General features: G+C 61.7%; 17 protein-coding genes and 1 pseudogene. 3 read left to right on the top strand and 15 right to left on the bottom strand.

What is annotated here, in order from left to right:
• Positions 1 to 26: 26 nt before the first annotated feature.
• From ACIP66_RS05225 to ACIP66_RS05215, 3 genes are all read right to left on the bottom strand, one after another.
• Complete coding sequence (locus tag ACIP66_RS05225; RefSeq protein WP_400646032.1) at positions 27 to 7,367, bottom strand: Ig-like domain-containing protein; 7,341 nt, start codon at positions 7,365 to 7,367, stop codon at positions 27 to 29.
• 56 nt (positions 7,368 to 7,423) lie between these two features.
• The gene (locus tag ACIP66_RS05220) at positions 7,424 to 8,269 is read right to left on the bottom strand and encodes a sulfotransferase (protein WP_159814731.1); all 846 of its coding nucleotides are present in this window, start codon (positions 8,267 to 8,269) and stop codon (positions 7,424 to 7,426) included.
• 150 nt (positions 8,270 to 8,419) lie between these two features.
• Positions 8,420 to 10,000, bottom strand: a complete 1,581-nt coding sequence (locus ACIP66_RS05215; protein WP_400646030.1) for a glycosyltransferase family 39 protein — start codon at positions 9,998 to 10,000, stop codon at positions 8,420 to 8,422.
• Between the two features lie 241 nt (positions 10,001 to 10,241).
• On the opposite strand from ACIP66_RS05215, the gene ACIP66_RS05210 reads away from it, so the two are divergent.
• A complete protein-coding gene (locus ACIP66_RS05210; protein ID WP_159814729.1) occupies positions 10,242 to 10,829 on the top strand; it encodes a phage tail protein in 588 nt (195 codons plus the stop codon).
• Between the two features lie 54 nt (positions 10,830 to 10,883).
• Positions 10,884 to 11,195, top strand: coding sequence for a DUF6916 family protein (locus ACIP66_RS05205; protein WP_008080325.1), 312 nt, complete (start codon positions 10,884 to 10,886; stop codon positions 11,193 to 11,195).
• Positions 11,196 to 11,332: 137 nt separating this feature from the next.
• On the opposite strand, the gene ACIP66_RS05200 is transcribed toward ACIP66_RS05205, so the two are convergent.
• From ACIP66_RS05200 to ACIP66_RS05185, 4 genes are read right to left on the bottom strand one after another with little or no spacing between them, the layout of a single operon-like run.
• Positions 11,333 to 11,827: a GNAT family N-acetyltransferase gene (locus ACIP66_RS05200; protein WP_159814728.1), complete on the bottom strand. Its 495-nt coding sequence runs from the start codon at positions 11,825 to 11,827 to the stop codon at positions 11,333 to 11,335.
• Between the two features lie 10 nt (positions 11,828 to 11,837).
• Complete coding sequence (locus ACIP66_RS05195) at positions 11,838 to 13,934, bottom strand: biotin/lipoyl-binding protein (RefSeq protein ID WP_159814727.1); 2,097 nt, start codon at positions 13,932 to 13,934, stop codon at positions 11,838 to 11,840.
• Positions 13,935 to 15,254 (bottom strand): efflux RND transporter periplasmic adaptor subunit, encoded by a 1,320-nt coding sequence (locus ACIP66_RS05190; RefSeq protein WP_008080331.1) that lies wholly within the window; start codon positions 15,252 to 15,254, stop codon positions 13,935 to 13,937. It abuts the gene before it with no gap.
• Positions 15,251 to 16,030, bottom strand: a complete 780-nt coding sequence (locus tag ACIP66_RS05185; RefSeq protein ID WP_038367377.1) for an efflux RND transporter periplasmic adaptor subunit — start codon at positions 16,028 to 16,030, stop codon at positions 15,251 to 15,253. The genes ACIP66_RS05190 and ACIP66_RS05185 overlap by 4 nt, the downstream gene beginning before the upstream one ends.
• 486 nt (positions 16,031 to 16,516) lie before the next feature.
• On the opposite strand from ACIP66_RS05185, the pseudogene ACIP66_RS05180 reads away from it, so the two are divergent.
• Positions 16,517 to 17,207 (top strand): annotated as a pseudogene (locus ACIP66_RS05180) (NYN domain-containing protein).
• Here ACIP66_RS05180 and ACIP66_RS05175 read toward each other — a convergent pair.
• The 8 genes from ACIP66_RS05175 to ACIP66_RS05140 form a co-directional block, all read right to left on the bottom strand.
• On the bottom strand, positions 17,188 to 18,741 hold the full coding sequence (locus ACIP66_RS05175; RefSeq protein WP_400646025.1) for an efflux transporter outer membrane subunit: 1,554 nt from the start codon (positions 18,739 to 18,741) through the stop codon (positions 17,188 to 17,190). The pseudogene ACIP66_RS05180 and the gene ACIP66_RS05175 overlap by 20 nt on opposite strands.
• A complete protein-coding gene (locus ACIP66_RS05170) occupies positions 18,738 to 19,808 on the bottom strand; it encodes an HlyD family secretion protein (protein ID WP_400646022.1) in 1,071 nt (356 codons plus the stop codon). Before ACIP66_RS05170 ends, ACIP66_RS05175 begins: the two co-directional genes overlap by 4 nt.
• 27 nt (positions 19,809 to 19,835) lie before the next feature.
• Positions 19,836 to 21,374 carry an MFS transporter gene (locus ACIP66_RS05165; RefSeq protein WP_400646019.1) on the bottom strand — a complete coding sequence of 513 codons (1,539 nt, stop codon included), beginning with the start codon at positions 21,372 to 21,374 and terminating at the stop codon, positions 19,836 to 19,838.
• Positions 21,375 to 21,598: 224 nt separating this feature from the next.
• On the bottom strand, positions 21,599 to 22,516 hold the full coding sequence (locus ACIP66_RS05160) for a LysR family transcriptional regulator (RefSeq protein WP_400646016.1): 918 nt from the start codon (positions 22,514 to 22,516) through the stop codon (positions 21,599 to 21,601).
• 175 nt (positions 22,517 to 22,691) lie between these two features.
• Positions 22,692 to 23,558 carry an ABC transporter permease gene (locus tag ACIP66_RS05155; protein ID WP_053116439.1) on the bottom strand — a complete coding sequence of 289 codons (867 nt, stop codon included), beginning with the start codon at positions 23,556 to 23,558 and terminating at the stop codon, positions 22,692 to 22,694.
• Positions 23,559 to 23,579: 21 nt separating this feature from the next.
• Entirely contained in the window at positions 23,580 to 24,440 is an 861-nt protein-coding gene (locus ACIP66_RS05150; protein WP_400646013.1) for an ABC transporter ATP-binding protein, read from the bottom strand.
• 5 nt (positions 24,441 to 24,445) lie between these two features.
• Positions 24,446 to 25,471, bottom strand: coding sequence for an ABC transporter substrate-binding protein (locus ACIP66_RS05145; protein WP_400646011.1), 1,026 nt, complete (start codon positions 25,469 to 25,471; stop codon positions 24,446 to 24,448).
• A gap of 18 nt (positions 25,472 to 25,489) precedes the next feature.
• Complete coding sequence (locus tag ACIP66_RS05140; RefSeq protein WP_400646009.1) at positions 25,490 to 26,386, bottom strand: TauD/TfdA dioxygenase family protein; 897 nt, start codon at positions 26,384 to 26,386, stop codon at positions 25,490 to 25,492.
• Positions 26,387 to 26,617 lie beyond the last annotated feature (231 nt).

The raw sequence follows: 26,617 nt of genomic DNA, 5'->3' as shown, positions 1-26,617 counted from the left end.
CTGCACAGTGTTGAGTAATGGTGAGTTCAGGCCGACATTTCGCTGATGCCGACCTGTTGCAGCGCTGCCGCCAGGTCGTCGACCCGGTGCTGCTCGGTGTCTTTGAGTTGTTGTAGTTGTTGCCCCAGTGTCGGCGCGCCAAACACACCGCGCAGGCCTTGGGAAATATCGCCGGCCTTGAGCGAATGGCTGCCGAATGCGTTCAGCGCATCCCTCTCGGCAGCACGGTCCTGACTGAACAGGCTCGCCAGTGTGCTGCTGGCGAATACGCCGCCATCACCACCGCCAAAACCGAGGAACCCGTGGCCGGAGCCATCGCCGCTGCTGTCACTGCTGCTGAACACTTGCGCGATGTAACTGCGGCTGAGAGCACCGTGATTGATGAAAATATCGCCAAGCGGACGAATGCCGTTGCCGATCACCCGTTGTTCAAACAGCGGCGCAAAGGTCAGCGGTGAACCGAGCTCGCCGGTTGGTGGAGTGAAGATGAACGGCTGCAGCGGCACGTTCGGTGGCGGTGCCGGCACCACCGGGTCGCTGCTGCGAACCAACGGATCCGGGATCACGACACTAGTCGGCGTGGTCGGCACAGTTGGCACGGTGGGCGGCACGACCACCGGCACCGTATTGATCGCGTAGTTGTTGGAACTGCTGACACCGCTGCCGCTGTTGCCGGACGCATCACTGACCCCGGCACTGTTGACGCTGATCGCGTTGTTCGCACTGTTGACGTTGGCGTTTGGTGTCAGGGTGGCGATCCAGGTCTTGCCGCCGTCGCTGCTGCTCAGGTTGGACAAGGTGCCGTTCGCCACCGCGATGTCTGACAGATCGAAACCGCTGACCGCCTCATTGAAAGTAATGGTCACCTGCGAGGTCTGACCGATGCCGATGTTCGGGTTGGCAATGACGACCGTCGCACTCGGCCGCTCGCTGTCGAGCGCGTAGTTGTTCGACACCGCCACTGTGCTGCCGACGTTGCCGGCCAGATCGGTGACATTGCTGGTGTCGAGCGCAATGAAATTGCTCGGGTCGGTGACATTGGCCGTCGGCGTGAAGGTCGCGGTCCAGGTCTTGCCGCCATCGCTGCTGCTCAGGTTGCTCAAATCGCCATTGGTCACGCTCAGGTCGGACAGGTCGAAGTTGCTCACCGCCTCGCTGAAGGTGAACGTCACCGTGGTGGTCTGGCCGATGCCCAAGTGGGGATTGGCGACCACGATATTCACCGTCGGCCGGGTCGCGTCGAGCGCGTAGTTGTTGGAAATCGCAATGCTCGCGCCGAGGTTGCCGGCCAGATCCTGCACACCGGCCGTGTCGACGATGATCAGGTTGGTCGTGTCGTTGACGTTGGCCGTCGGTGTCAGCGTGGCGGTCCAGGTGATGCCGCCATCGCTGCTGGTCAGGTTCGCCAGCGTGCCGTTGGCGACGCTGATGTCCGACAGGTCAAAACCGCTGACCGCTTCACTGAAGGTGATGGTCACCGTGGTGGTTGCACCGATGCCCAGGCGATTGTCGGCGACCACGATGGTCGCGGTCGGCAGCGCCGTGTCGATAGCGAAATTGTTCGAAGCGGTGGTGCCGACGCCGCTGTTGCCGGAGGCGTTGGTCACGCCACTGTTGTCGAGGGTAATCAGGTTGGTGGTGTCGGTGATGTTGGCGGTCGGCGTGAGTGTCGCCGCCCAGGTGATGCCGCCGTCACTGGAGGTGACGTTACTCAGGGTGCCATTGGCGATGGTCAGGTCCGCATTGGTGAAACCGCTGACGGCCTCGCTGAAGGTGATAATCACCGTCGAGGTTTCGCCGGCCTTGAGCGCGGTATCCGCGACGACGATGGTCGCGGTCGGCACTTCGGTCTGCACCGCATAGTTGGCCGAGTTGGTGATGCCGCTGCCGGCATTGCCCGCCAGATCGCTGATGCCAGCGTTGTTGAGCACGATCAGGTTGGTGGCGTCACTGACGCCGATGGTCGGCGTGAAGGTGGCCGTCCAGGTGATGCCGCCGTCGCTCGACGAGACATTGCTCAGCGTACCGTTGGCAACGCTCAGGTCGCTGTTGTCGAATCCGCTGACCGCCTCACTGAAAGTAATGGTGACGAGCGCGGTTTCACCGGGACGCAGATCGGTATCACTGATGACGATGGTGGCGGTCGGGCGCTGACTGTCGATCACGTAGTTGGCCGAATCGGTGGTGCCGCTGCCGGAATTGCCCGCGATGTCAGTGATGCCGGTGTTGTCCAGGGTGATGATGTTGCTGGTGTCGGTGATGCCCGCCGATGGAGTAAACGTCGCCGTGTAAGTGATGTTGTCCGAGGTGCTCAGCCCGGAGAGCGTGCCGTTGGCCACGGTCAGGTCGGCCAGGGTCAAGCCGCTGACGGCCTCGCTGAAGGTGATGGTCACGGTGGTGGTCTGGCCGACGCCCAGCGCTGAATCGGCGAGCACCACGGTGGCGGTCGGGCGCTGGGTGTCGATGGCGTAATTGTTGGAGTTGGTGGTGCCATTGCCGGCGTTGCCAACGGCGTTCTGCACACCGCTGTTGTCGAGGGTGATCAGGTTGCTCGCGTCCGTGATGTTGCTGGTCGGGGTGAAAGTCGCCGTCCAGGTGATACCGCCGTCGCTGCTGCTCACCGCCGTCAGCGTGCCGTTGGCAATCGTCAGGTCGGCATTGTTGAAACCAGTGACGGCTTCGCTGAAGGTAATGGTCACCAGCGACGTTTCGCCGATGGTCAGGCTGTTGTCCGCGACGACGATGGTCGCGGTTGGAACTTCGGTCTGCACCGCATAGTTGGCCGAGTTGGTGATGCCGCTGCCGGCATTGCCCGCCAGATCGCTGATGCCAGCGTTGTTCAGCACGATCAGGTTGGTGGCGTCACTGACGCCGATGGTCGGCGTGAAGGTGGCCGTCCAGGTGATGCCGCCGTCGCTCGACGAGACATTGCTCAGCGTACCGTTGGCAACGCTCAGGTCGCTGTTGTCGAATCCGCTGACCGCCTCACTGAAAGTAATGGTGACGAGCGCGGTTTCACCGGGACGCAGATCGGTATCACTGATGACGATGGTGGCGGTCGGGCGCTGACTGTCGATCATGTAGTTGGCCGAATCGGTGGTGCCGCTGCCGGAATTGCCCGCGATGTCAGTGATGCCGGTGTTGTCCAGGGTGATGATGTTGCTGATGTCGGTGATGCCCGCCGATGGAGTGAACGTCGCCGTGTAAGTGATGTTGTCCGAGGTGCTCAGCCCGGAGAGCGTGCCGTTGGCCACGGTCAGGTCGGCCAGGGTAAAACCGCTGACGGCCTCGCTGAAGGTGATGGTCACGGTAGTGGTCTGGCCGACGCCCAGCGCTGAATCGGCGAGCACCACGGTGGCGGTCGGGCGCTGGGTGTCGATGGCGTAATTGTTGGAGTTGGTGGTGCCATTGCCGGCGTTGCCAACGGCGTTCTGCACACCGCTGTTGTCGAGGGTGATCAGGTTGCTCGCGTCCGTGCTGTTGCTGGTCGGGGTGAAAGTCGCCGTCCAGGTGATACCGCCGTCGCTGCTGCTCACCGCCGTCAGCGTGCCGTTGGCAATCGTCAGGTCGGCGTTGTTGAAACCAGTGACGGCTTCGCTGAAGGTAATGGTCACCAGCGACGTTTCGCCGATGGTCAGGCTGTTGTCCGCGACGACGATGGTCGCGGTTGGCGCCACGGTGTTGATGGTGAAGTTGCCGGAGTTGGTCGTGCCCGTGCCGGCGTTCCCGGCCAGGTCAGCGATACCGGTGTTGGCCAGGGTGATGATGTTGCTGGTGTCGTTGATCCCGCCGGTCGGCGTGAAGGTCGCCGTCCAGGTGATACCGCCATCGGCGCTGCTGACCGGCGTGAGCGTGCCGTTGGGGACGGTCAGGTCGGCGTTGGTGAAACCACTGACCGCTTCGCTGAAGGTAATGGTCACCAGTGTCGTTTCGCCGGCGCTCAGCGCGGGATCGGCGACGACGATGGTCGCGGTCGGCCGCTGGGTGTCGATGCTGTAGTTGTTCGAATCGGTGGTGCCACTGCCGGCATTGCCGGCCAGGTCGGCGACGCCGGTGTTGTCCAGTGTCACCAGGTTGGTGGCGTCGGTGATGTTCGCGCTCGGTGTGAACGTTGCCGTCCAGGTGATGCCGCCGTCCGCGCTGCTGACCGCCGTCAGGGAGCCGTTGGCGATGGTCAGGTCGGCATTGGTAAAACCGCTGACCGCTTCGCTGAAGGTGATGGTCACCAGCGAGGTGTCGCCGATTTTCAAGGTACTCTGCGTGAACACCACGGTGGCGGTCGGCCGCACGGTGTCGACCGCGTAATTGTTGGAATCAGTGGTGCCGCTGCCGGCATTGCCCGCCAGATCCGCGACCCCGGTGTTATTGAGGGTGATCAGGTTGGTAGCGTCAGTGATGCTGCTGGTCGGCGTGAACGTCGCCGTCCAGGTGATGCCGCCATCCGCACTGCTGACTGCGCTCAACGTGCCGTTGGCAATGCTCAGGTCGGCGTTGGTGAAGCCGCTGACCGCTTCACTGAAAGTAATGGTCACCAGCGAGGTTTCACCGATTTTCAGCGCGGTATCGGCGACCACGATGGTCGCCGTCGGCCGTGCGGTGTCGATCGCGTAGTTGTTGGAGTTGGTGCTGCCAGTGCCGGCGTTGCCGGACAGGTCATTGACCCCGGTATTGTTCAGAGTGATCAGGTTGGTGGTGTCGGTGACGCTCGTGGTTGGCGTCAGCGTGGCGGTCCAGGTGATGCCGCCGTCGCTGCTGCTCAGTCCGGTCAAGGTGCCGTTGGCCACCGTCAGGTCGGCGGCGGTGAAGCCGCTCACCGCTTCGCTGAAGGTGATGGTCACCACAGAGGTTTCGCCTGCCGCCAGATTGGTGTCGGCAACGACAATGGTCGCTGTCGGTCGTACGGTGTCGACCACATAATTGGCCGAATCGGTGGTGCCACTGCCGGCGTTGCCGGCCAGATCCGCCACCCCGGTGTTGTCCAGGGTAATCAGGTTGGTGGCATCGGTAATGCTCGCGTTCGGGGTGAACGTCGCCGTCCAGGTGATGCCGCCGTCGGCGCTGCTGACGTTGGTCAGCGTACCGTTGGCAATGGTCAGGTCGGCGTTGGTGAAACCGCTCACCGCCTCGCTGAACGTGATGGTCACCAGCGAGGTGTCACCGATTTTCAGGGCAGTGTCTGCCATCACGATGGTTGCGGTCGGACGTTGGGTATCGATCGCGTAATTGTTGGAATTGGTGGTGCCGACGCCAGCCACGCTGTCGGACACCGCCGTCACCCCGGTGTTGTCGAGGGTGATGAGGTTGGTGGTGTCGGTAATGTTGTTGGTAGGCGTAAAGGTTGCCGTCCAGGTGATACCGCCGTCGGCGCTGGACACATTGGTCAGCGTGCCGTTGGCAATGGTCAGGTCGGCGTTGGTAAAACCGTTTACGGCGCGGCTGAAGGTGATGGTCACCAGCGAGGTTTCGCCGATTTTCAACGCGGTGTCGGCGACCACGATGGTGGCAGTCGGTGGTTCCACGTAAGCGGTGTTCAGCGTACCGCCGTTGTTGTAGATGCCCACCAGCGCACTCGGCGTTGTACCCGTCGAGCCTCCGTTCGACAGACCGCCGCCACCGCTGGCAGCGCCGTTGCCACTGATCGCGGCAAAGTTGCTCGCGGTGATCAGCACCACGCCGCCGTTGTTCCAGATCGCGCCGACGCCGCGACCGCCAGCCCCGCCATCGGCGCCGTTGCTGCCGACCCCACCGCCACCGCCACCGCCGCCACCGGCAGCAATGTTATTGCTGATGACCGAGTTGCCGATGACTTTCAGGGTGCCACTCGCGGCGTTGTAGATACCACCTGCCGCGTTGGCACCGACGCCGCCGACTTTGTCCCAGCCGGAACCACCGCCGCCGCCACCAATGGACAGCGTGCCGTTGCTGGCCGAACCGCCGTTGCCGCCATGGCTGTAACCGGCTCCGGCGCTGCCGCCGTTGCCGCCGACGCCACCGGTGCTGGTGCCGCCACGGCCACCCATGTCGGTCGGACTGTAACCACCGCCATAACCACCGGCATTGGCACCGCCCGCGCCGCCGGCATAGGTGCCGGTGCCCGGGCCAGAAGTACCGCCATGGCCACCGGTCTGGCCACCGATACCCGCACCGCCGCCACCGCCACCGCCGACATAGCCGCCGGTCACACCACCGCCACCACCACCGCCGGAGGCGGCGTTGGCAGTCACCGTCACGTTGTTCAGGGTCAGAGTCCCGGCGTTGAAAATGCCGCCGCCCATGGCCCCCGCAGCGGCTGAACCACCATTACCACCGTTGCCCGCCACCAGGCCTTTGGTGATCACCAGCCCGTCGAGGGTCACGGTGTTGCCGGAGGTCACTTCCACCACGCGAGTCTTGTACTGACCGTCGAGGGTCACGTCGGCGACGCCGTCGTTGTTCAGGTCGCCATCGACGGTGATGCTCTTGTTGATCAGCAATTCAGAGGTGAGCTGGACGGTCATGCCGGAACTGAACGTGACGATGTCACCGTTCTGCGCCGACGCCAGCGCCGCACGCAACGAGCCGACACCCGAGTTGAGGTTGTTGGTCGCCGTCCACGTGGCCAGTCCCCACTGGTATTCGCTCATGGCTTTACTCGACAGCACATTGGCGCTCTCGATGGTGCCGGTGGCGATCTCCAGATCCCAGTCGCCACCCACGCCGGTGCGGTTGTTCGATGCCGCCACATCACGCCCGGTCAACTGCGCCAGCGAGTCGACGAAACTCAAGCCGCGATCGCCCTCGGCGGTGTAGCAACCGTAGATCAGGATGTCGCCGCCGACGTTCATGTCCTTGCCGATCTCGCCAAGAATCGCGCTGCGCTGCGCGACGTTGTCGGCGGACAGATAGCTGTTGCCCAGCCACAAATCACCGGCATTGCCGTGGGCAATGATCTGCACCGAACTGACACCGTGATGTTGATCAAGGTAATCGGCGATCTGCTGCAGGCCGTCCTTGGTAGCGTCGAGCTTGACCACTTGCGTGCCGGGCGCGATCCCTTGCAGCAGGGCGTCAGCATCCTTCACTCGTGAGTCGACGAAGACCACGCTCTGGCCCGGTACGGCAACAGGACTGGCGGCGGGTGCGGCGTCAGCCTGGCCGTGGGTGTCTTTGCTCGCGACCGGGTGATCGGCCGTCGGCGCCTTGGCCGCATCGGCAGCGGTAGGGGCATGGCTATCCGCCTGCGCGGCCGTGTCGGCCACGGTGGCGGCGACGGCACCGTCGAACAGCATGCGCGGCTCCAGCGACATGATCAGCGGCGAGGCCAGCGGACGCTGACCTGCGGTAGCCTGAGACTTGACCTTTGCCCCACCAAAAAGGGTCCACCACATGTTGCTCACCCGAACTCGAACGAAGGTACGTGACGCATCAATGAAAAACGCCGCGATCAACTGATCGCGGCGTCGGACTTCATACGAATGACATTGGCGGCGCTGGCTGAGCCATCGAGCCAAAAGGACAAATCAGCGTATTGCTTGAACAGATCCGGCGGCAGAATCGTGCGCCGTGATTGCAAGGCAACCTTGGGTTTGACCGTGTGCAGGCCGGCCAGGCCAAGGCCCTGGTCGAACGCTGGCGCGTCATAGGCCAGGTGTTCGAAATCGTGCTCGAACCACGGCTCGCCAATAAAGTCGTAGACCAGTCGCAGCACCCGTTCCGGGGCCTGGCTGAGCAGGTCGTAATCGACGATCAGCAACGATTCGGCATGCTCGCCGTAATAGGCTTCCTTGAGCGCCGCCCAGGCAAAACCCACCAAGCGATTGCGCTGGGCCAGGGTTTCGCAGCGGCTGTAAACGGTGTTGCGTTCGGCAGCGTCGCTGAACAGTTTGGTGTTTTCGTAGGGATTGGCGCGATACAGGCGTTCGAGGCTGTCCATCACCCAAGCCACGTTGCGCACGCAGGCAATGACTTTGGCCTGAGGAAACAGATCGCGGATCGCTGGCAGACGCGAGCTCCACTGCCGGTTGGTGTCGAACACCAACGGCTTGTCGGCCTTGTCGGCATAGAAGGATTCGAACAGACCACGTAGCAGGCGCCGACGCATGGCAGTGTCGATCACCGCGCCGTACTCACTGCCGGCGCTGCATTGTTCGAGGACACTGGAAAACAGCGAACCGAGCGGGCTGGTCATGCCGGCATGAAAGCGCGGGTTCTGCAAAAGGATCGCAGAAAGCAGGGTCGAGCCTGAGCGCGGCAAGCCGGAGATAAAGTGGAACTGCTGCAATCCCTTCACCGTAATCAGAAGTCCTTTTGTCCGACAGAGCGTAGTTCAACTAGTAACCCTGCGACTAGTAGTGTTTTGATATCACTCAGAGCAAAAAGAACTAACTGGTTAACTTTTAATCGCGAATAAGCAGATGAATCGTTTTAGTCCCGTCACGGCTCAGTTGGCCGGCGATCTGGCCACGAACAATCGTGCTTGTACGCCGCCCGCGTGAACCTCCGCGCCGACGGTCCAGGCAGGCGGCAGCGGCAGAAATTCCGCCGGATCATCGAACGATCCGACCAGCCAGACCCGGCCATTGCCGTTCAGCTCGGCAAGGCTGTCGAGGTATACATCGGGCGTCACCAACGTGCCAAAACCGTATTCGTTCGGCCGGGTCGGACGGCCATCGGCAGTCGGCGGCGTATAGAGGCGCACCAAGGCGCCGGTGCGATCGTAGTAGACGTAGCTCAAGTACCAGAGCATGTCGCTGGTGACGATGCGATCGCCGGGCTGGAAATGCTGATTGACGTAGTTCACCACCCGGTCGAGCTGGTCATTGCTGTCGACCGTGGCGTTGTTGTTCACACCGACCAGTTCAACCGCCACCAGTGACACCAGCACCGCCAGCGCCAACACCCGCACGCGGCTGTACAAACGGTCGATGGCCAGCGCCGCCAACAGCGGCAGGCCCAGCGCATAAGCGGTCAAGTAGCGTTCGATGAACACCGGCGTGATGAACGACACCGCAAACACCAGCAACAGCGGCACGCCGGTGTACAACGCCAGCAAGACACTGCCCCGCGACACGCTGCGATCACGGATCACCGCCACCGCCGCCAGCGTCAACAGTGCCAGGGGCAAGGCGCCGAACACCGGCAGCGGCAGGTTTTCGCCATCGTCCTGAATCAGCCAGGACCAGATCATCGACGGCAGCGAGCCGAGGCTCACCGGCGGCTCCCAGCCCACGTCCCCGCCCACCTTCAGTTGCTCCATGTGCTGGGTCAGATCGAGCAGATGGGGCAACCAAGGCAGGTACAACACGACGATGGCCAGATTCGCCAGCCACCACGCCGGGCGCTGGATATGCCGGAAGCGATAGCCACGCTGGACCCGGATCAGCGCCAGATAAATCCAGTGGCACAGCGCCGCCAGCACGGCGAAGTAATGGGTGTAGAACGCTGCCGTCATCAACAGCAGGTAAAACAGCAGATAAGCATGACGCTGCGGGCGCCGGATCCAGTAGACCAGCGCCAGCGTCGCGGCCATCAGCAACAGCCCGAGCAGCGCATACATGCGCACTTCCTGGCTGTAGCGCACCGCCGTCGGCAACAGCGCCAGCAGCAGGCCGGCGAAGATCGCGGCGCGGCGGGTGGCCAGTCGATCCACCAGCCAGATGCCCAACCAGACGGCGGCGATCCCGGCGAGGGCGCTGAAACTGCGCAGGGCAAAAATGCCATCGCCGAATAAACCGATCCAGCCGTGCAGCAGCATGAAGTACAGCGGCGGGTGCACATCGTAGGCCGCGTGGCGCCAGATCTCGCCCAGCGAGTAACGCGCCAGCAGCAGACTGGATCCCTCATCGCCCCAGATCGCCGCAGCCGTCAGATCGTAAAAACGCACGGCCGCCGTCAACAACAGGATCGGCAGCAGCCAGTGTTCTCTGACCCAACGAAGCAAGCGCAAACCGGCAAACCACGGCCCTGGTGTCGCGTGCGGATCCTGGGTGTCGCCCACCGGGGTTACTCTGTTCAGCGCCATCGTTTCCTCTCGCCGCACCACATCGCCACGACCGTATGAACCGCAAAAACCTGCCAGTCACTTTAGGTCAGCCGCACAAGCACCGTCGATGCCGGTTTGCCTTTTCACGACATCCGGCAACCTTGCCAATCCGCGTCTACGCTCTGGCGTGGCGTGACCTGGCCACGGAGTGCCAAGGCAACTGCAGCAGCCTGAATTCACTAGCGGCCCGCCGACAACCAATCAGAAGGATGAGGACTTTATGGACGTTTACATGGGCACTGTTCTGACGTTTGCCTTCAACTATGCACCCAGCGGCTGGGCCTTGTGCAACGGTCAGATCATCGGAATCAACCAGAACCAGGCGCTGTTTGCATTGCTGGGGACGGTGTATGGAGGCAACGGCCAGCAGACATTCGGGCTGCCCAACCTGCAAAGCCGCCTGCCGATCTGCCAAGGCAACGGCCCCGGCCTGACACCGAGGGTGATGGGGGAAGTTTCCGGCGCCGAGCAAGTCACCGCCACCCTCAACAATTTGCCGAACCACACCCACACCCTCGCGGGGCTCACGGCCACCACCACCGTGCAACTGGCCAACCCGGCCAGTAACCCGGCGGGCGCGCCGACTGCGACCAACGCCTACATCGGCGCTTCGGGCACCGGGCCGGGCCTGGCGAATATTTTTTCCGACGCTCAAGGCGCATCGCCGGTACCGCTCAAAGGCGCAGCCACCACCATCAGCGGGACCATCACGCCGACCGGCAATGGCCTGCCCCTGCCGATCATGAACCCGTATCTGGTGCTCAACTTCAGCATCGCGCTGAACGGTATTTTTCCTTCGCGCAACTGACCGAACGCCGGGGGAGCCACCTCCCCCGGCACCTCACTTTGCTGGAGCGAGACCATGCTGCAATCGGTTCATAGCCAACATTTCCAGGCACTGCTGGGTCGCGTTGGCACCCTGCATCTGCCCGATGGCAGTGCGCTGCAGATCCACATCGGAGAACTCGAAGAAAAACCGCTGGCGAAAATGCGCTACAGCGAGCGCATGCCATTCTGCGTCGAATTGAGCAGCCTGGAGCCGACTGAATTCATCGACGGTTTGTGTGCCCTGGAGCTGCCGGAACTGGGGCGGGTCGAAGGGATCTTCGTCTCGCGGGTACCCGCGATGGGGCGCGACCCGGCGCTGGCTTACTTCCACGTCACCTTCAACTGACACGGCCATCGTTAAACCAACATCAAAAGCATCGTTGACCTGTAGGAGCTGCCGCAGGCTGCGATCTTTTGATCTTGAGTTTCAGTTTGAAAAAACAGGATCAAAAGATCGCAGCCTGCGGCAGCTCCTACAGGGGGTTATTGGGGGTACCAGACGAGGCGTTCGGCGGCGGGGTTGCGTTCTTCGACGGCAAAACCCAATGCCAGATAATGCCGGCGCGCGTGTGGATTACTGGTCCAGACCACCGTCGCCACCGGGCAACGAATCTGTTGCGCGGCTTTCTGCACGCCTTGCAATACGGCACGGCCGAAGCCCTGGCCGCGCGCCTGCGGGATGAACGCCAGGTACAACACGCGAATTTCATTGGCGCCGAAATCGGTGCTCAGCGCGCCGATAGCGGTGCCGAGTTTTTCCACCACGTAGTGCATGGCGTCGGGGTAGTTGTCGCCCATGCCCTGCTCTTGCACCTGAAACTGATGGGCGACGACTTGCTGCACGTGTTCCGGCTCGCCGTCGATCCATTGCAGATCCGGCCGCGCCGTTTGATAAAGACTTTGCAAAAACGGCCCGTCGGTTGCCCGCGAAGGCCGTACCACCAATCCCTCTGCCGCCACTGCTGCGTTGTCCGTCATCCTGCTCTCCCTAGAAACCGCTTTCCCTGACGCCCAGTGCCGCCACCCGGCGCCACGCCACACCCAGCAGCGATTCGCCGCGGCCCTGCAACACCACCACGCCGCGCAATGGTTGCGTCGGGGTCGAGGCCGTCGTCAATGCACTCAGGCGCACGCCATATTGCGCCTGCACCGGCTCCGCCCGCTGCTGTTGATCGCGACGCACGGCGATCGGCCCGTGGTGATCGGAGGTCAACGCCTCCTGATCGACGTAAGCCACGCCGTTGGTGTCAATTTCATTCAATTGCACGGCGAGCGCCGGGTGCATCGGGTCATCGGCGATGAAACGGCCATTGGCCCCCGGTTTGACTCGCCACAACTCGGCTTCGGCCAGATATCCGCGCAGCCTTGCGCCGTCTTCGACCACCCGAGCCAGCGCATCGCGGGTCGATAACCAGCGCCCGACCGTCATGTTCGGCAGCAGATCGCGCACGCTGCCGGCATGCGGCGCACGCAACAGCAAGCGTTCACGCTGGGCGCTCAAGCCACGGTACTCGGCCACCGCTTCTGCCAGGCGTTGCTCAACGATGCCGGCGTCCGCGGCGGTTTCACTGCGACTGGCCTGGCGGCGCATCAACAACTGCTGAATCTTGATTTCGCGGCGGACAATCGCCAGACGCGATTCGAGATCCGGCGACTCCAGCTCGATCAGCACATCGCCCTGCGCAACCTGCTGCCCATCCGTCACCTTCACCGCTTTGACCCGCGCCGCCGTCGGCGCATGCAAGGCACTGGCGCGTCCGGCCTCAAGCATCGTCGGCAGCTCCACCGAACTGCGCCACGGCACAATCAGCAGCAGCAACAGCCCGAGCAGCGCCAATGCACTGAGCAACACGCGCGGAGCGTGCGCCTGCTCGCGACGGCTCCACCACTGGCGCCACTCACGCATGATCGGCAGAAAGATGAACCACACCAGTTCCACCAGCATCAGGAAGATCCCCAACACCTTGAAGAACAGGTGATAGACCGCCAGCGCGATCCCGAAAAACAACGCCGCACGCCACAACCACGAGCCATACCCCCATATCAGCAAACGCCGTTGCATCTTCGGCGACCAAGGCTCCGGCGCGGGTGCGCCATAGCCAAACAAAAACTCCCGCAGTCGCCAGCGACACAGGGCAAACGCGCGACCCTGCAAGTTGTCGACTTGCCAAAAATCACTGATCAGAAAATACCCGTCAAAGCGCATGAACGGATTGAGGTTGACCACCAGCGTGGTGATCCATGTCGCGCTGGCGAGCATGAACGCCGCCGTGCGGGCGGGACCGTCAGGCAACAACGACCACGCGAGCAATGCGATACACGCCAACAGCAATTCCGCGAGCACACCGCCGGCACCGATCAGCAACCGCGCGCGGCGGTCATTGACCCGCCAGGCGTCGCTGACATCGGTATAGAACATCGGCAGCAAAACCATGAATGCCACGCCCATGCTCTGCACCCGACAGCCCGCACGCTTGGCCATGAACGCATGACCGAATTCGTGGCAAAGCTTGGCGAAAAACAGCGCCACACCGAACGCCATGGCGCCGCCGAGGCTGAACAGGTGGGGAAACGTCCCGACAAAGCGTTGCCAGTCCCGCGACACCAGAAATACGCCCAACGCCAGCGTTGCCGGCAAGCCGTAACGCAGCAGACGCGGACCGAAGCGCTGCAGCCATGGCCAGGCACGATTGAGAAAAGCGTCAGGGCGCCACAGCGGAATGCGGAAAAACAAATATTGATGCAGAAGGATTTGCCACAGACTTTGCTGCTGCGCCAACGCCTTGAGCCGGTAGCTGGCGCGCTGCTGGTCATCGAGCGCGCTGATCAAATCGTGACCGCGAAGAAACTCCAGCAACTGCTCAAGCTCGCTGCCATCCAGCGGCAGGCCGGGTTCGCGATTGGCCGCGCGCAAGACCTGTTCGGCATCGCCCAACGACCAGTGGCGCAACAGGCGCATCGCCGCCGTGCCGAGTTTGAAATAACGTCCGCGCACCGGATCGGCCAGGGTCCAGCGCGGCGAACCGTCCAGGGCCGGCGCCGCGGACGACAATTGCAGGTCGGCACGCAGGCTCGGCAGGTTCATTTACAGGCCCACGCTCTGACGCAGGCCTGCCAATGGCCGACGCAGCAGATACAGCGCCAAGGGCGCGCGATCACCGAAAATCTTCGCCGTACCGCGCAGGCCGATACGCGGCGGCGCCTCGGCGAAGTTGGCGTCGAGCCGGTAAGCGAGTTGCCCGCCCGCCGTCGGTTGCGCTTCGTAAGCCGAGCGTTCCAGCGTGGCGAGATGGCGCTTCAACGGATCGCTGTCGAGAAACAGCGCCACCTCGGCACCGGGCTCAAGGGCAATCGCATCGCCCACGGCCAGTTCGATGCGCAGCTCGGCCTGGCTCGGATCGGCGACTTCCATCAGGCGCTCGCCGGTCTGTACCGGTCTGCCGGTCAAGCGTTCGGCGTCGGCGAACACCGCAATGCCGTCGCGTTCGGCGCGCACTTCGCTGCGGTTGAGCAGCTCGCGGGCGTAGTCGCGTTCGGCGCGTTTCTGTTCGGCGCGGGCGGCGAGCAAATCGACCTTGGCGCTGGATTCCGCGTCGGCAAACGAGCGCTGCGAGTTGGATTTCAATTCCGCCTCGGCCACGCCCAGCGCACGCTCGGCGACATCGGCCTGCGCCTTCAGCGTGGTGCTTTCAAAACGCACCAGCACATCACCGGTTTTCACTGTTTGATTGGGTTTGACCAGAAACTCGGCGATCACCCCGTCCAGCGGCGCCGCCACCACGCGGCCGCCCAGCGGCACCACTTCAGCCGGGGCCAGCACCGATTGGCGCACCGGGATCAACAGCCCGAGCAACAGCACCGCGACCAGCGCCACTTGGCGTTTACGGGTCCAGCGCAACCGCCACGGTTTGCGCGGTTGCAGCGCCAGCCAGGCATGACTGTAGGTGTCGCCCAATTGCGACAGCAGAACTTGCTCGGAAGGGTTCCACGGCACGTCGCGCGCCAGCCACAAACCGCCAAACACCTGAGCGTCGCGGTCGATCAGCGGCAGCCAGAACACCTGCGCCGCCGACAGCGTGCGCCAGTCAGCCTGGATGCTGTCATTCAGCAATTCCGGGGCAATTACCCGCGCCTGCTGCAGCACACCCTGTTTGAACAACTGCGCCACGGCCTGCTCGACGAACGCCACGAACGGCGCGTTGGGCTCCACCGCACTGACCCCGGTGACCGCCTGCACCTTGCCGGCAATCAACAACGCCGCATGACGAAAGCCAAACAGCGCCTGGCCATCGTTGACCAGGCTGTAGGCCAGTTGCGAGGCGTCGCGGGCAGCGCGGGTCTGGCGTTCCAGGTCAAGAAACCTGGCGAATACCTGCTCGGCGCCGCCGCTCACCGGGGCGTTCACTTAAGCTCCGGGAAACGTGCCGTGCCGCTCATGCCGGCCAGCAAGCCTTTGGCTTCGGGGAGTGTGGCGACCAGCAACAGGGTCTGACTGCCCTCATCGATTCGCGCGCCCAGGCGTTTGACGGTGGCATCGATCGGCTGGCCGGTTTCATCGGGAACGAAGCTGAAGGTCTGGCCAGGCTTGAGCCGTGCCATCCACCGTGACGGCACCAGCAAATGAATTTCGAGGGTACGGTTATCGACGACATCAAGCAGCGGTGCGCCGGCCGGCACGCTTTCATAGCGCTGCACTTTACGTTCGACCACTTGCCCGTCAAACGGCGCGACCACGCTGCAGCGCTTGACCTGCACTTGATAAACCTGGGATTGCGCCTGGGTTTCGCTGACCTTGGCCTCGGCCCGCGCCACTTCGAATCGGCCGACAGAATTGAGGGCGGCCAACTGTTTGTTGTGCGCCAGCTCTTCACCAGCACCACGACTGGCCGCCTGTGCGGCATTGAGTTGCGCCTGATAGGCCGAGCAATCGAACTTCGCCAGCGTATCGCCCTTCTTGAACGACTCGCCCTCGCTGAAGGGCAACTCGACAATCCGCCCGGAAAGCTCACTGGCCAGCGTCGCCTGATCACGCGCCCGCAACACCCCGCGCGCCTCACTGCTCACGGTGGCCGCCGCCGTCCCCGGATTATCCAGCAGCGGATCGTCTGGCCCGGGCGTTTGCGCCTGAACTGCACACGTAACTAAGGTCAATCCGACAACCCAACCACGAAAACGCTGCATAACCGCTACTCCCTGACGGATGTGCGGAGTCTACGACAGCGGGGGTTAGCGTCAAGCGAAAGGCCATCACTCTTCGGAAATGTAATGTTTCAAAAGAGAAAGCCGCTCAATGACCGTTTAAGAGATGTAGGCAGGCTCCGCTTTCCTACACGAGTTAGGAATGCTACCGATAGCGCATTGCGAATAAGGCGATAGACAGGCTACCTATGGAAGTAAACACGGGCCGAATGTACCTCTTTCTGCAACAACTTCTAATATTGGCGCCCTTAAATGGCTTGACCCTAGTCGGCACTGGTAGCCAAAACTGGCAAGCCGGTGCTGGAAATAAACCAGTGGAGTGAGCCCGCAATTATTTGGTGATTGACCTGCATGACGCACTCAATCTAGGATTGCCTTACTCAACCCCGTACGTAGCGATTCAGTTCGCTGGCAGTTGGGGATGAAAAAACCGGCTTAGGCCGGTTTTTTCGTTTCTGAGGATTTTTTGTGCGCACCGCATTTTTTGTTGATGGCTACAACCTGTTTTACGGCTTGCTCGCTGGCACACCCTATAAATGGCTGAACTTGCACAGCCTGCTGACGCATATTGCCCTCATCGAAAACCCTCAGAGCTCAATAGTCTCGATTGACTACTTCACTTCTCCAATCAAACCCCAGTTGGCAACTCGCGGCCGCGTTTCCAAGGAAGCACAAGATGCCTACATAAGGGCATTGCGAGCGAGCAAAGTCACCGTGCATTTCGGACGGCATCAATTAGATGCCAGCCAAAGCACCAAGGTTTATAGATAGGAACACCCATGCGTCACGTCAAGACAAAGTCGATATCTGGAAACTGGAAGAAAAAGAAACCGATGTGCATATAGCAATCAGCATGTATCGCACTGCAAGCCGGCAAACAATGTCCGAATGTGCAGGGCGCATTGATCAAATCATTCTGGTTTCCAGTGATACCGACATGACACCTGCTCTGAAGGCGCTCCGAACAGATTTTCCTGCCCTGATCATTGGAGTGATCCTTCCTCATCGGACCGGATCTATCCGCCCGCCCCCAGGCTCATTGAAAGACAACTCAAACTGGTTGAGACGCGTTATTTCGACTGAAGAGCTGAGACTTCATCAGTTTCCAAAACAAGTAGCCACTCACAAAAAACCAGCGATCAAACCGGATTATTGGTAGTTACTTGCGCCGGATACACCGACTCCCAGCCCCCACCCAGCGCTTTGTACAACCCGACCATCGCCAACGAAACGCCGGTCGAACTTTCGACCCACTGTTCCTGCGTCGCCAACAAAGCACCCTGCACCGTCAGGACGTTAACGAAATCGACCACGCCTTCGACGTATTGCTGTTGCGCGGTGCGCAGGGCGATCTGGTTTTGCCGTACGGCTTCGGCGAGGCTGTCGCGGCGGCGCTGGCTGGCGTTGTAGGCGGTGAGTTGATCGTCGATTTCGTGCCAGGCGCGCAGCACGGTTTGCTGGTAGGCGATGGCCGCTTCCTGTTGCTGGGCTTCACGCAGTTGCAGCACGCCGCGCAGGCGACCGCCGTCGAACAGCGGCAAGCTGAATTGCGGGCCGATGCCGAACGCGCGCGAGCCCCACGAGCCGAAATCACTGAGCTGCATGGCTTGCGAACTGAGGTTGCCGGACAAGGTGATGCGTGGATAGAAATCGCCCTTGGCGACGCCGATATTGGCGGTGGCCGCGTGCAGCCGTGATTCGGCCTGACGGATATCCGGACGACGTTCGGCCAGTTGCGACGGCAGGCCGATGGCGACTTGCAGCGGCGACTGTGGCACGGCAGCATCTGTGGATAACTCTTTGGCCAAGGCTTGCGGTGGTTCACCCATCAACAGGCTGATCGCGTTGATCAGTTGCGATTGGCGTTGCTCCAGCGCCGGTAAGCGCGATTCGATGGCAGCCACTTGCGCGGCGGCTTCGGCGACGTCCAGATCAGTCGCGACACCATCGGCCAGACGCAGCTGCGAGAGGTTCAGGCTGTGTCGGGCGACGTCGAGGTTTTGCTCGGTGACGGCGCGGGTGTTTTGTACGCCGCGCAGCTGAATGTAGTTTTGCGCGGTATCGGCGAGCACGGCCAGCAGCACACCGCGACGGTCGTTTTCGGCGACTTCGAGATTGGCGTCGGCGGCTTCGGTTTCGCGGCGCACGCGCCCCCAGAAATCCAGCTCCCACGAGGCGGAGAAACCGGCGTCCCACAGGTTGAAGGCGGAATCACCGTCGAGTCCGGATGGATCGCTGAGGCCTCTGCCGCTGTTGCGTTCGCGGCCGTAACTGCCAGTGGCGGCGGTGTTCGGGTAGCGGTCGGCGCTGATGACCTGGCGGGCGGCGCGGCTTTGTTGCAGACGGCTGCTGGCCAGTTGCAGGTCGAGGTTGCTCTTCACCGCACGTTGGGTCAGCGTGGAAAGTTGCGGGTCGTGGAAGACTTCCCACCAGCGTTCGTTGAGGGGTTCGCTGACGGCTTGGCTCGGGGCCGATTTGGCGGGTTTGGTCCAGTCGCTGATTTGAGTGGCTTGGGGTTTTTGGAAGTCTGGGCCTACGGTGCAGGCGGTGAGACTGGCGGCGAGCAAGGCGCTCAGAGTGAGTTGCTGCCACTGGCCTCTTCGCGAGCAAGCCCGCTCCCACATTTTGGAATGCGTTGCCCCTGTGGGAGCGGGCTTGCTCGCGAAGGCGTCGGCGCGGTCAACACGGCTCATCGCTGGGTCACCTCACGCACAGACTTCGCCGAGCTGGCGGTATCAATCCGCGCCTCCACTGACATGCCCACCCGCAACCGCTCAGCCAACGGCTGACCCGGTTCGAGCATGATCTTCACCGGAATTCGCTGCACCACCTTAGTGAAGTTACCCGTGGCGTTGTCCGGCTTCACTGCTGCAAACGTCACACCCGTGGCCGGCGCAATGCTTTCGACGCGACCGCTCAAGGCTTCACCACCCAGACTGTCGACACGCACCTGCACCTCCTGCCCCGGCTGCACATCCGTCAGTTGAGTTTCCTGAAAATTCGCCACCACATACGCCTGCTGCAACGGCACCACCGCCAGCAATTTGCTGCCCGGCGTTACATAGGCGCCGACGCGCACCGCGCGCTCGCCGATCATGCCGTCCTGCGGCGCGGTGATGCGTGTGTAGGAGAGTTCGAAACTGGCGATTTCCAGCGCCGCTTGCGCGTGCTTCAGGCTGCCTTCGGCGGCATCACGTTGGGCGGTGAGGATGTCGACTTGCTTGCGTTCCGCCGCCAGTTTCGCGGAGGCGGTGTCGAGGTGCGCCGTCGCTTGATCGATACGCGTACGCGCCTGCTGTGCATTCTGCACAGTGCCGGCACCGACGCCGGCCAGGTGGTTGTAGCGATTCAATTCCTGCTGGGCAAAGGCCATTTCTGCTTTGGCCGACACCACCGACGCCTGCGCCTGAGCGATCACCGAGGTCTGCCGTTCCAGCGTCGCCTTGGCGTTCTGCAACTGCGCCCGCGCCACCAGTGTCTGCGCGTCCGCCGCTTCGGCGGACGCACGCAAATCGCGATCATCAATCAGCGCCAGCAACTGCCCGGCCTTGACGCGCTGGTTGTCTTCGACCAGCACTTCTTTGATAAACCCGGCCACACGCGGCACCACCAAGGTGTAGTCGGCAGAGACGAATGCGTCGTTGGTATTTTGCTGGGTGCGCTTACCAAACAGGCCCGGCATCGCCAGATACACCAGCACGCTCACGGCCAGCGCGGCGGCCACGGCCACGGCGAGTTTTTGCTTTGCTTGAGTTGTCATAAAAACCTTCATTGTTCAGTGCAGCAATCAGGTCGGCGCGCGCGGTGGAAAGATCCGCGTCGGCAGCCAGAAAATCAGCAGGATCAGCATCACCGCGACGCCAGCCATGCACACATAGAGATCGGAAGAAGTCAGCACCACGGCCTGTTCGTGCAGGCGATGGGCGAGGCCCGGATCGCTGCGATCGGCCAGCGGCGAATTGCCGAGGCTGTCGATCAACATGTTCGAATGGAAATGCAGACGCGACGTGGTCAGCGCTTCGATCACCCCGGTGGCGACCACGGCCGACAGGCCTTTCACCGTGTTAAACCACGCCGAAGCGAACGGCCCTTCCAGCGGCGAAATGCTCCCGGTCGACAACATCAACAACGGCAACACCGCCATCGGCTGACCGAAAATCTGCAGCCATTGCAGGACATAAAAGTCGTCGCGAATCCACGCCGACGTCAGTTGCGAACCACCGAGGCACGACAGCGCCAACATGCTCAAACCGATCCCGAGCACCCAGCGACAATCGACCCAACGCAGGTTGCACAGCGCCGCCACCAGCGGCAGCGCGATCAACTGCGGCAACGCGGCGAGCAGCATGATCGGCGCGGTTTGCACCGGGCGATAACCCTGCACCTGTGCCAGATAGCTCGACGGAATCAACACCACCGCCAGCAAAATCACCAACACGCCGGCCAAAGTCATCAGGGCGAATGACAGGTTGCGAATACCGAGCATCTGCAATTTGAAAAACGGAATCGGCTGCGACCATTCATTGATCAAAAACGCTACCAGCAACAGCGAACCAGCGCCGAGCAAGCCGCAGATCAGGCTCGATTCAAACCAGTCCAGTCGATTGCCCTGCAGCAAACCGATCACCAACATGCAGATCGCCGGGAAGCCCAGCAGCAGGCCTTTCCAGTTGAATGCCTTGAGGCGTTCCAGTCGTAGCGGATCCTGCGGAATGCCGTAAGCCACCATCGCCATGGCGATCAGGCACGGCACGATGATTTGCCAGAACGTCCATTGCCAGCCGACGTATTCCGTCCACAAACCGGCGAGCGGCGTACCGAGGCCGGGGCCGAAAGTCGCGGTCAGCGCGTAACCGGCCAGACCGTAGAGTTTGATGTTCGCCGGCAAGAAGCGCAGGGCCACGGTCATCAGCATCGGCGGCAGCGCACCGCCGGCCAGGCCTTGCAGAATGCGCATCAGCAGCAGACTTTCGTAATTCGGCGCGAACGGGCACAGCACGCCGAGCACGGTGAACAGGCCGATTGCGCAGAGGGTGAAACGGCGCAGCGAGAAGGTCACCGAGCACCACGGCGCAAACGCCATGGCCGCGACCGAGGTGGCGGTGTAACTGGCGACCAGCCAGGTGCCTTCGTCGTAACCGATGTGCAGCGCGCCACGGATGTCGGCGAGGGCCACTTTGGTGACCATCTCGTTGAGGCCCGACACCAGCACCGCCAGCAGCACGCCGACCAGACCGGTGATGATCCGCGCCCCGAACACCGGAGGCGCGGCCGCCGTCGCCGGGCTGGCCGCAGCGAGGGGCGCCGAGACCGTCAGGGATGTCATGAATGAAAACTCCGGGGGTGGGAAATACCGGAGCATTTTAGTGGGGCTTATCGCTGACGAAAATTGACTTATTGGCAGGTTATAAGTGCGCCAGACACAATGATTAACCCCTGTAGGAGTGAGCCTGCTCGCGATGGCATCGTGTCAGCCAACGTATGAGTGACTGACACGACGCCATCGCGAGCAGGCTCACTCCTACAAGGGAGTTTTGTGATGGCTGGTGATTAAGGTTGAGCAGCCAGCCAGGTTTCGTCGCAGCAGGTTTTCAGGGTTTCACGCAGCCAGCGGTGCGCCGGATCCTTGTCGAAACGCGGATGCCAGGCTTGTGTCAGCATCAGTGTTGGCAACGGAATCGGCAGGTCGAACGAGCGCAGTTTCAAACCCAATCGCCGCACGCTGAGCAGCGCTTCCTTGGGCACCGGCAGGATCAAATCCGAGTCCGGCAAGGCAAACATCGCCGCATGAAAACTCGGCGCAATCACCGCCACCCGCCGCTCCAGCCCCAACGCGTTCAACGCCGTATCAATCGGGCCCCGAGCGATACCTCGGCGCGACATGCTGATATGGGAAAAACCGGCGTAGAGTTCGGCGGTGATCTCACCGTCAAGCAGCGGATGATCTTCACGAACCAGACCGACGAAGTGCGTGGAGAACAGATTCTGCACTTTCACTTCAGGGCTGACCGGCCGGGTGTTGCTGACGCTGAGGTCGATCCGTCCTTCGCGCAACGCTTCATCATCGCCATCGCCCTCAGGGACAAAACGCAGCTCGCAGTGCGGCGCTTGTTGGTCGAGGGTGTCGAACAGCTTGCCGCCGTAGACGCCGATGAAAAAGTCATTGGCGCGAATGCTGAAGCGCCGGCGCAGCGTGCCCAATTCCACCGTGTCAGCGGAGCGGAACAGCAGCGCGGCTTGTTCGACGACGTCGCGCACCTGCTCACGTAATTCCAGTGCTTTGGGGGTTGGCACCAGGCCACGGCCGGCGCGCACGAGGATCGGATCGCCGATGGCTTCGCGGATGCGCGTGAGGGTGCGGCTCATCGCGGCGGGGCTGAGGTTCATCCGCCGCGCGGCGCCGACCACACTGCCCTCGTCGAGCAAAGCGTCGAGGGCGACCAGAAGGTTCATGTCCGGGAGCTGCATGGCAAGCACTCGTGGCGGATCAGGATTGATCTGCGTGCAATGCTAGCAAACATCTACCGCTCCTGTAGGAGCAAAGCTTGCTCGCGAAGAACGATTACGCAGGTCGTGAATTAATGCGCTGCCGAAGGCCTCTTCGCGAGCAAGCTCAGCTCCTACAATAAATCGAGCACACAGGTCAGCGCTGCATACCCCAGCGCTTCACAGTCACCCGCTCCAGCGTGTCAAACACCAGATTCTCCACCAGCAAACCAATCAGAATCACCACCGCCAACCCGGCAAACACCTTGTCGGTGTACAGCTCATTACGATTCTGAAAGATGTACCAGCCCAAGCCACCCTTGCCACTGGTCGCACCAAACACCAATTCCGCCGCGATCAACGTGCGCCAGGCAAACGCCCAGCCAATTTTCAGCCCGGCGAGAATCGACGGCAGCGCCGCAGGAATGAGGATGAACAGCACCAGCCGCAAACCTTTCAAACCATAATTGCGCCCGGCCATGCGCAGCGTCTCGGACACCCCAAGAAACCCCGCATAAGTATTCAGCGCCAACGCCCACAACACCGAATGCACCAGCACAAAAATCAGGCTGTTCTGCCCCAACCCAAACCACAGCAACGCCAATGGCAGCAGGGCAATCGCCGGCAACGGGTTAAACATCGAGGTCAGTGTACTCAGCAGATCGCGCCCAAACTGGGTCGACACCGCCAGTGTCGTCAGGGCAAACGCCAGAACGATGCCGATCAGATAACCCTTGAGCAGCACCACCAAGGATATCCACACCTTGCTCAGCAACTCGCCGCTGAGCAGGCCGTCGTACAACGCATGGCTGGTCTGCAGAAAACTCGGCAGCAACAGATCGTTGTTTTGCACACGCGCGACGATTTCCCAAAGCACCGCGAGCAATATCAGGATCAGGCTTTTGCGCAGCCAACCCTGTTGCCACAGCCGCGTACCGAGCGACAGTTCGCGTTCGACCGGCACTTCAGTCAGCGGCTCTAAAACAATTTCGAATTCTTCACGCACAGATGATGAATGGCTCATCGGGTTGATCCTCCTGGCCGCTCAATAGGCGATGCGAATGTCGTTGAAGTCGTGGTCACGCTCGGTTTCCGGCGACTGGCCTTCGTCGAACAGCAGACGATGAATGCGCCGCGCCGATTCCTGAAACGCCACGCCACCGAGGCTGTGCAGATCGTATTGATGGCTGTGCACTTCGGCGCGCACCCGCCCCGGATGTGGCGACAGCAACAAAATGCGATTGCCCACCACCAGCGCCTCCTCAATCGAGTGCGTGACGAACAACAGGGTGAAGCGCACTTCTTCCCAGAGCAGCAGCAATTCTTCCTGCATCTTGCGGCGGGTCAGCGCATCCAGCGCGGCGAACGGTTCGTCCATCAAGAGGATTTTCGGCTGCATCGCCAACGCCCGGGCAATCGCCACGCGCGCTTTCATGCCGCCGGACAAGGTGTGCGGATAAGCGTCGGCAAACGCTGCCAGCCCGACCTTCTCCAGATAGTGCAGCGCGCGTTCTTCGGCCTCTTTTTTATTCAGCGTGCGCGACGCCAGCAGCGGAAACATCACGTTCTGTTTGACAGTTTTCCACGGCGGCAGTTGATCGAATTCCTGAAACACCACAATCCGGTCTGGCCCCGGCGCGTCGACGCGCTGGCCTTGCAGACGGATCTCGCCTTCGCACGGTTGAATGAACCCGGCGACCGCTTTAAGCAAAGTGGATTTGCCGCAACCGGACGGGCCGAGCAGCACGTAACGATCGGCCGGGTCGATTTCAAAACTGACCTGGTGCGTGGCGCGCACCACACGTTGCGGCGTGCGGTATTCGAGGCTGACATGATCGACCGCCAACAGCGCTTCGCGGTTGACGATCAGGTTGCTGGCCGCGTGGCCTTGCAAAGGGGCGTTCATCTCGATCAGCTCCCTTGCAGCGGTTTGGCGTCCTGGAAGAAGTAGTCCTTCCACGATTCAGGTTTGTTTTTGATCGCGCCGACGCGGTAGAGGAATTCGGCCAGTGGATAAGTATTTTTCGGCGTCACGCTGAATTCGAACTGCGGGTTGTCGATGATTTTCAGCAACGCTGCGCGGTCGATTTTCGCTTTGGTCACGCGGATATAAGTGTCGGCCGCCGCGCCCTTATCGTTCTGCGCAAATTGCGCCGCCTCGGTCAGTGCTTCAACGAAGGCTTTGTAGGTTTTCGGGTTTTCCTCGCGGAATTTCTCGGTGGCGAACAGCACCGTCGGCGAGTTCGGGCCGAGCACGTCATACGAGTTGAGCACGACGTGAACGTTAGGATTTTCCAGCGCCTGATCCTGGAACGGCGGGTTGGAGAAATGCCCGGTCAGCTCAGTGCCGCCGGCGATCAACGCAGCCGTGGCGTCCGGGTGCGGAACGGCGATGGTGTATTTGTCGAGGCGATTGAATTCCTTGTCGCCCCACTGCTTGGCCGCCGCGTATTGCAAGATGCGCGACTGCACCGAAACGCCAACCGCTGGCACTGCGATGCGATCCTTCTCGGTGAAATCGGCGATGGTTTTGACCTTCGGATTGTTGCTGACCAAGTAGTAAGGGAAGTTGCCCAGCGAGGCGACGGCTTTGACGTTTTGCTTGCCGTGGGTGCGATCCCAAATGGTCAGCAGCGGCCCGACGCCGGCACCGGCAATGTCGATGGAACCGGACAACAGCGCATCGTTGACCGCGGCGCCGCCCGAGAGCTGCGTCCAGTCGACCTTGATGTCGATGCCTTCTTGCTTGCCGTATTTCTCGATCAGGCCCTGATCGCGCACCACGTTGAGCAATAAATAGACAATGCCGAACTGTTCGGCGATGCGGATTTCACCTTCGGCGTGGGCCACGGTCGGTGCCACCAGGCTGCCGGCAATCAGGCTGAAACCGAGGCCGATGGCGGCGGCCAGCGGGGCAAATGGAAGTCGTTTGGACATGATCGAATCTCCGGCAAATCAGAAAGGCGCGTCGCCCTGAATGGTCGTGCGATACAGCTTGCGGCGCAGGTGCGCGGGGCAGCCGGCGGCGAGGTGGATCAGCGAACGGTTGTCCCAGAACACCAGGTCGTGGGGCTGCCACTGATGGCGGTAGATGTTTTGCGGCAACACGCTGTGGGCGTAGAGCTCGCTCAGCAGTTGCTGGCTCTCGTCGTCCGGCAGACCAACGATGCGCGTGGTGAAACCTTCGCTGACGAACAGCGCTTTGCGGCCGTTTTCCGGGTGCGTGCGCACCACCGGGTGCACCACTTCCGCGACCTGAGCGAGTTGCTCCGGGGTTAGCGTCGGGCGCCAGTTGCCTTCGAATTTGGTTTCGCTGTAACGCGCGGTGTAGGAATGCGCGGCGCTGCGCCCTTCGACTGCTTTACGCAGCTCGGCGGGCAGGTTGTCCCAGGCTTTATGCATGTCAGCGAATAAGGTGTCGCCGCCCTCGGAAGGCAGCTCTTGCGCATGCAACATCGAGCCAAGGCTCGGCAGCTCTTTATAGGAAAGGTCGGAGTGCCAGAATTTGCCGGCGTCGCCGAGGCCGATGTTTTGGCCGTTTTCGACGATGTTGGAAACGATGAGAATTTCCGGGTGATTGGCCAGCAGGAACTGCTTGAGCACGTGGATCTGCAACACACCGAAGCGGCGGCTGAAGTCGATCTGCTGTTGCGGGGTGATTTGCTGATCTCGGAATACCACGACGTGGTGGTCGAGGTGCGCGCGATGGATGCGCGCAAAGTCTTGATCATTGATCGGCCGGGTGAGGTCGAGGCCAACGATCTCGGCGCCAACGGCACCGCTGAACGGGCGAATTTCGAAGGTTTGCGGCGCGGCGCTCGCGGCGCTTGGGGTAGCAGTAGCTGCGGACATCTTTCAATCTCCCACGCACGGCGCGCTCATGGGCGCGCTCGTCGATCAGACACTCACGCTGGATTGCGTGTCGGTTCAGGTCGTGCGGCGCGCCGATTGGTCGGCAGGTACGCAGGGGAGTGACTTTATAGCTATAAGAATCGGAAATTAAATACCGTTAATGAATAACGATATGGCGAATGGTGAGGAATGGACTGGGTGGTGAGTGACGGTTTTTGTCACTTGCTGACA

Source organism: Pseudomonas sp. NPDC088429 (assembly GCF_044753305.1).
GTDB lineage: Bacteria > Pseudomonadota > Gammaproteobacteria > Pseudomonadales > Pseudomonadaceae > Aquipseudomonas > Aquipseudomonas rustica.
This window is presented reverse-complemented; position numbering and strand designations above follow the sequence as displayed.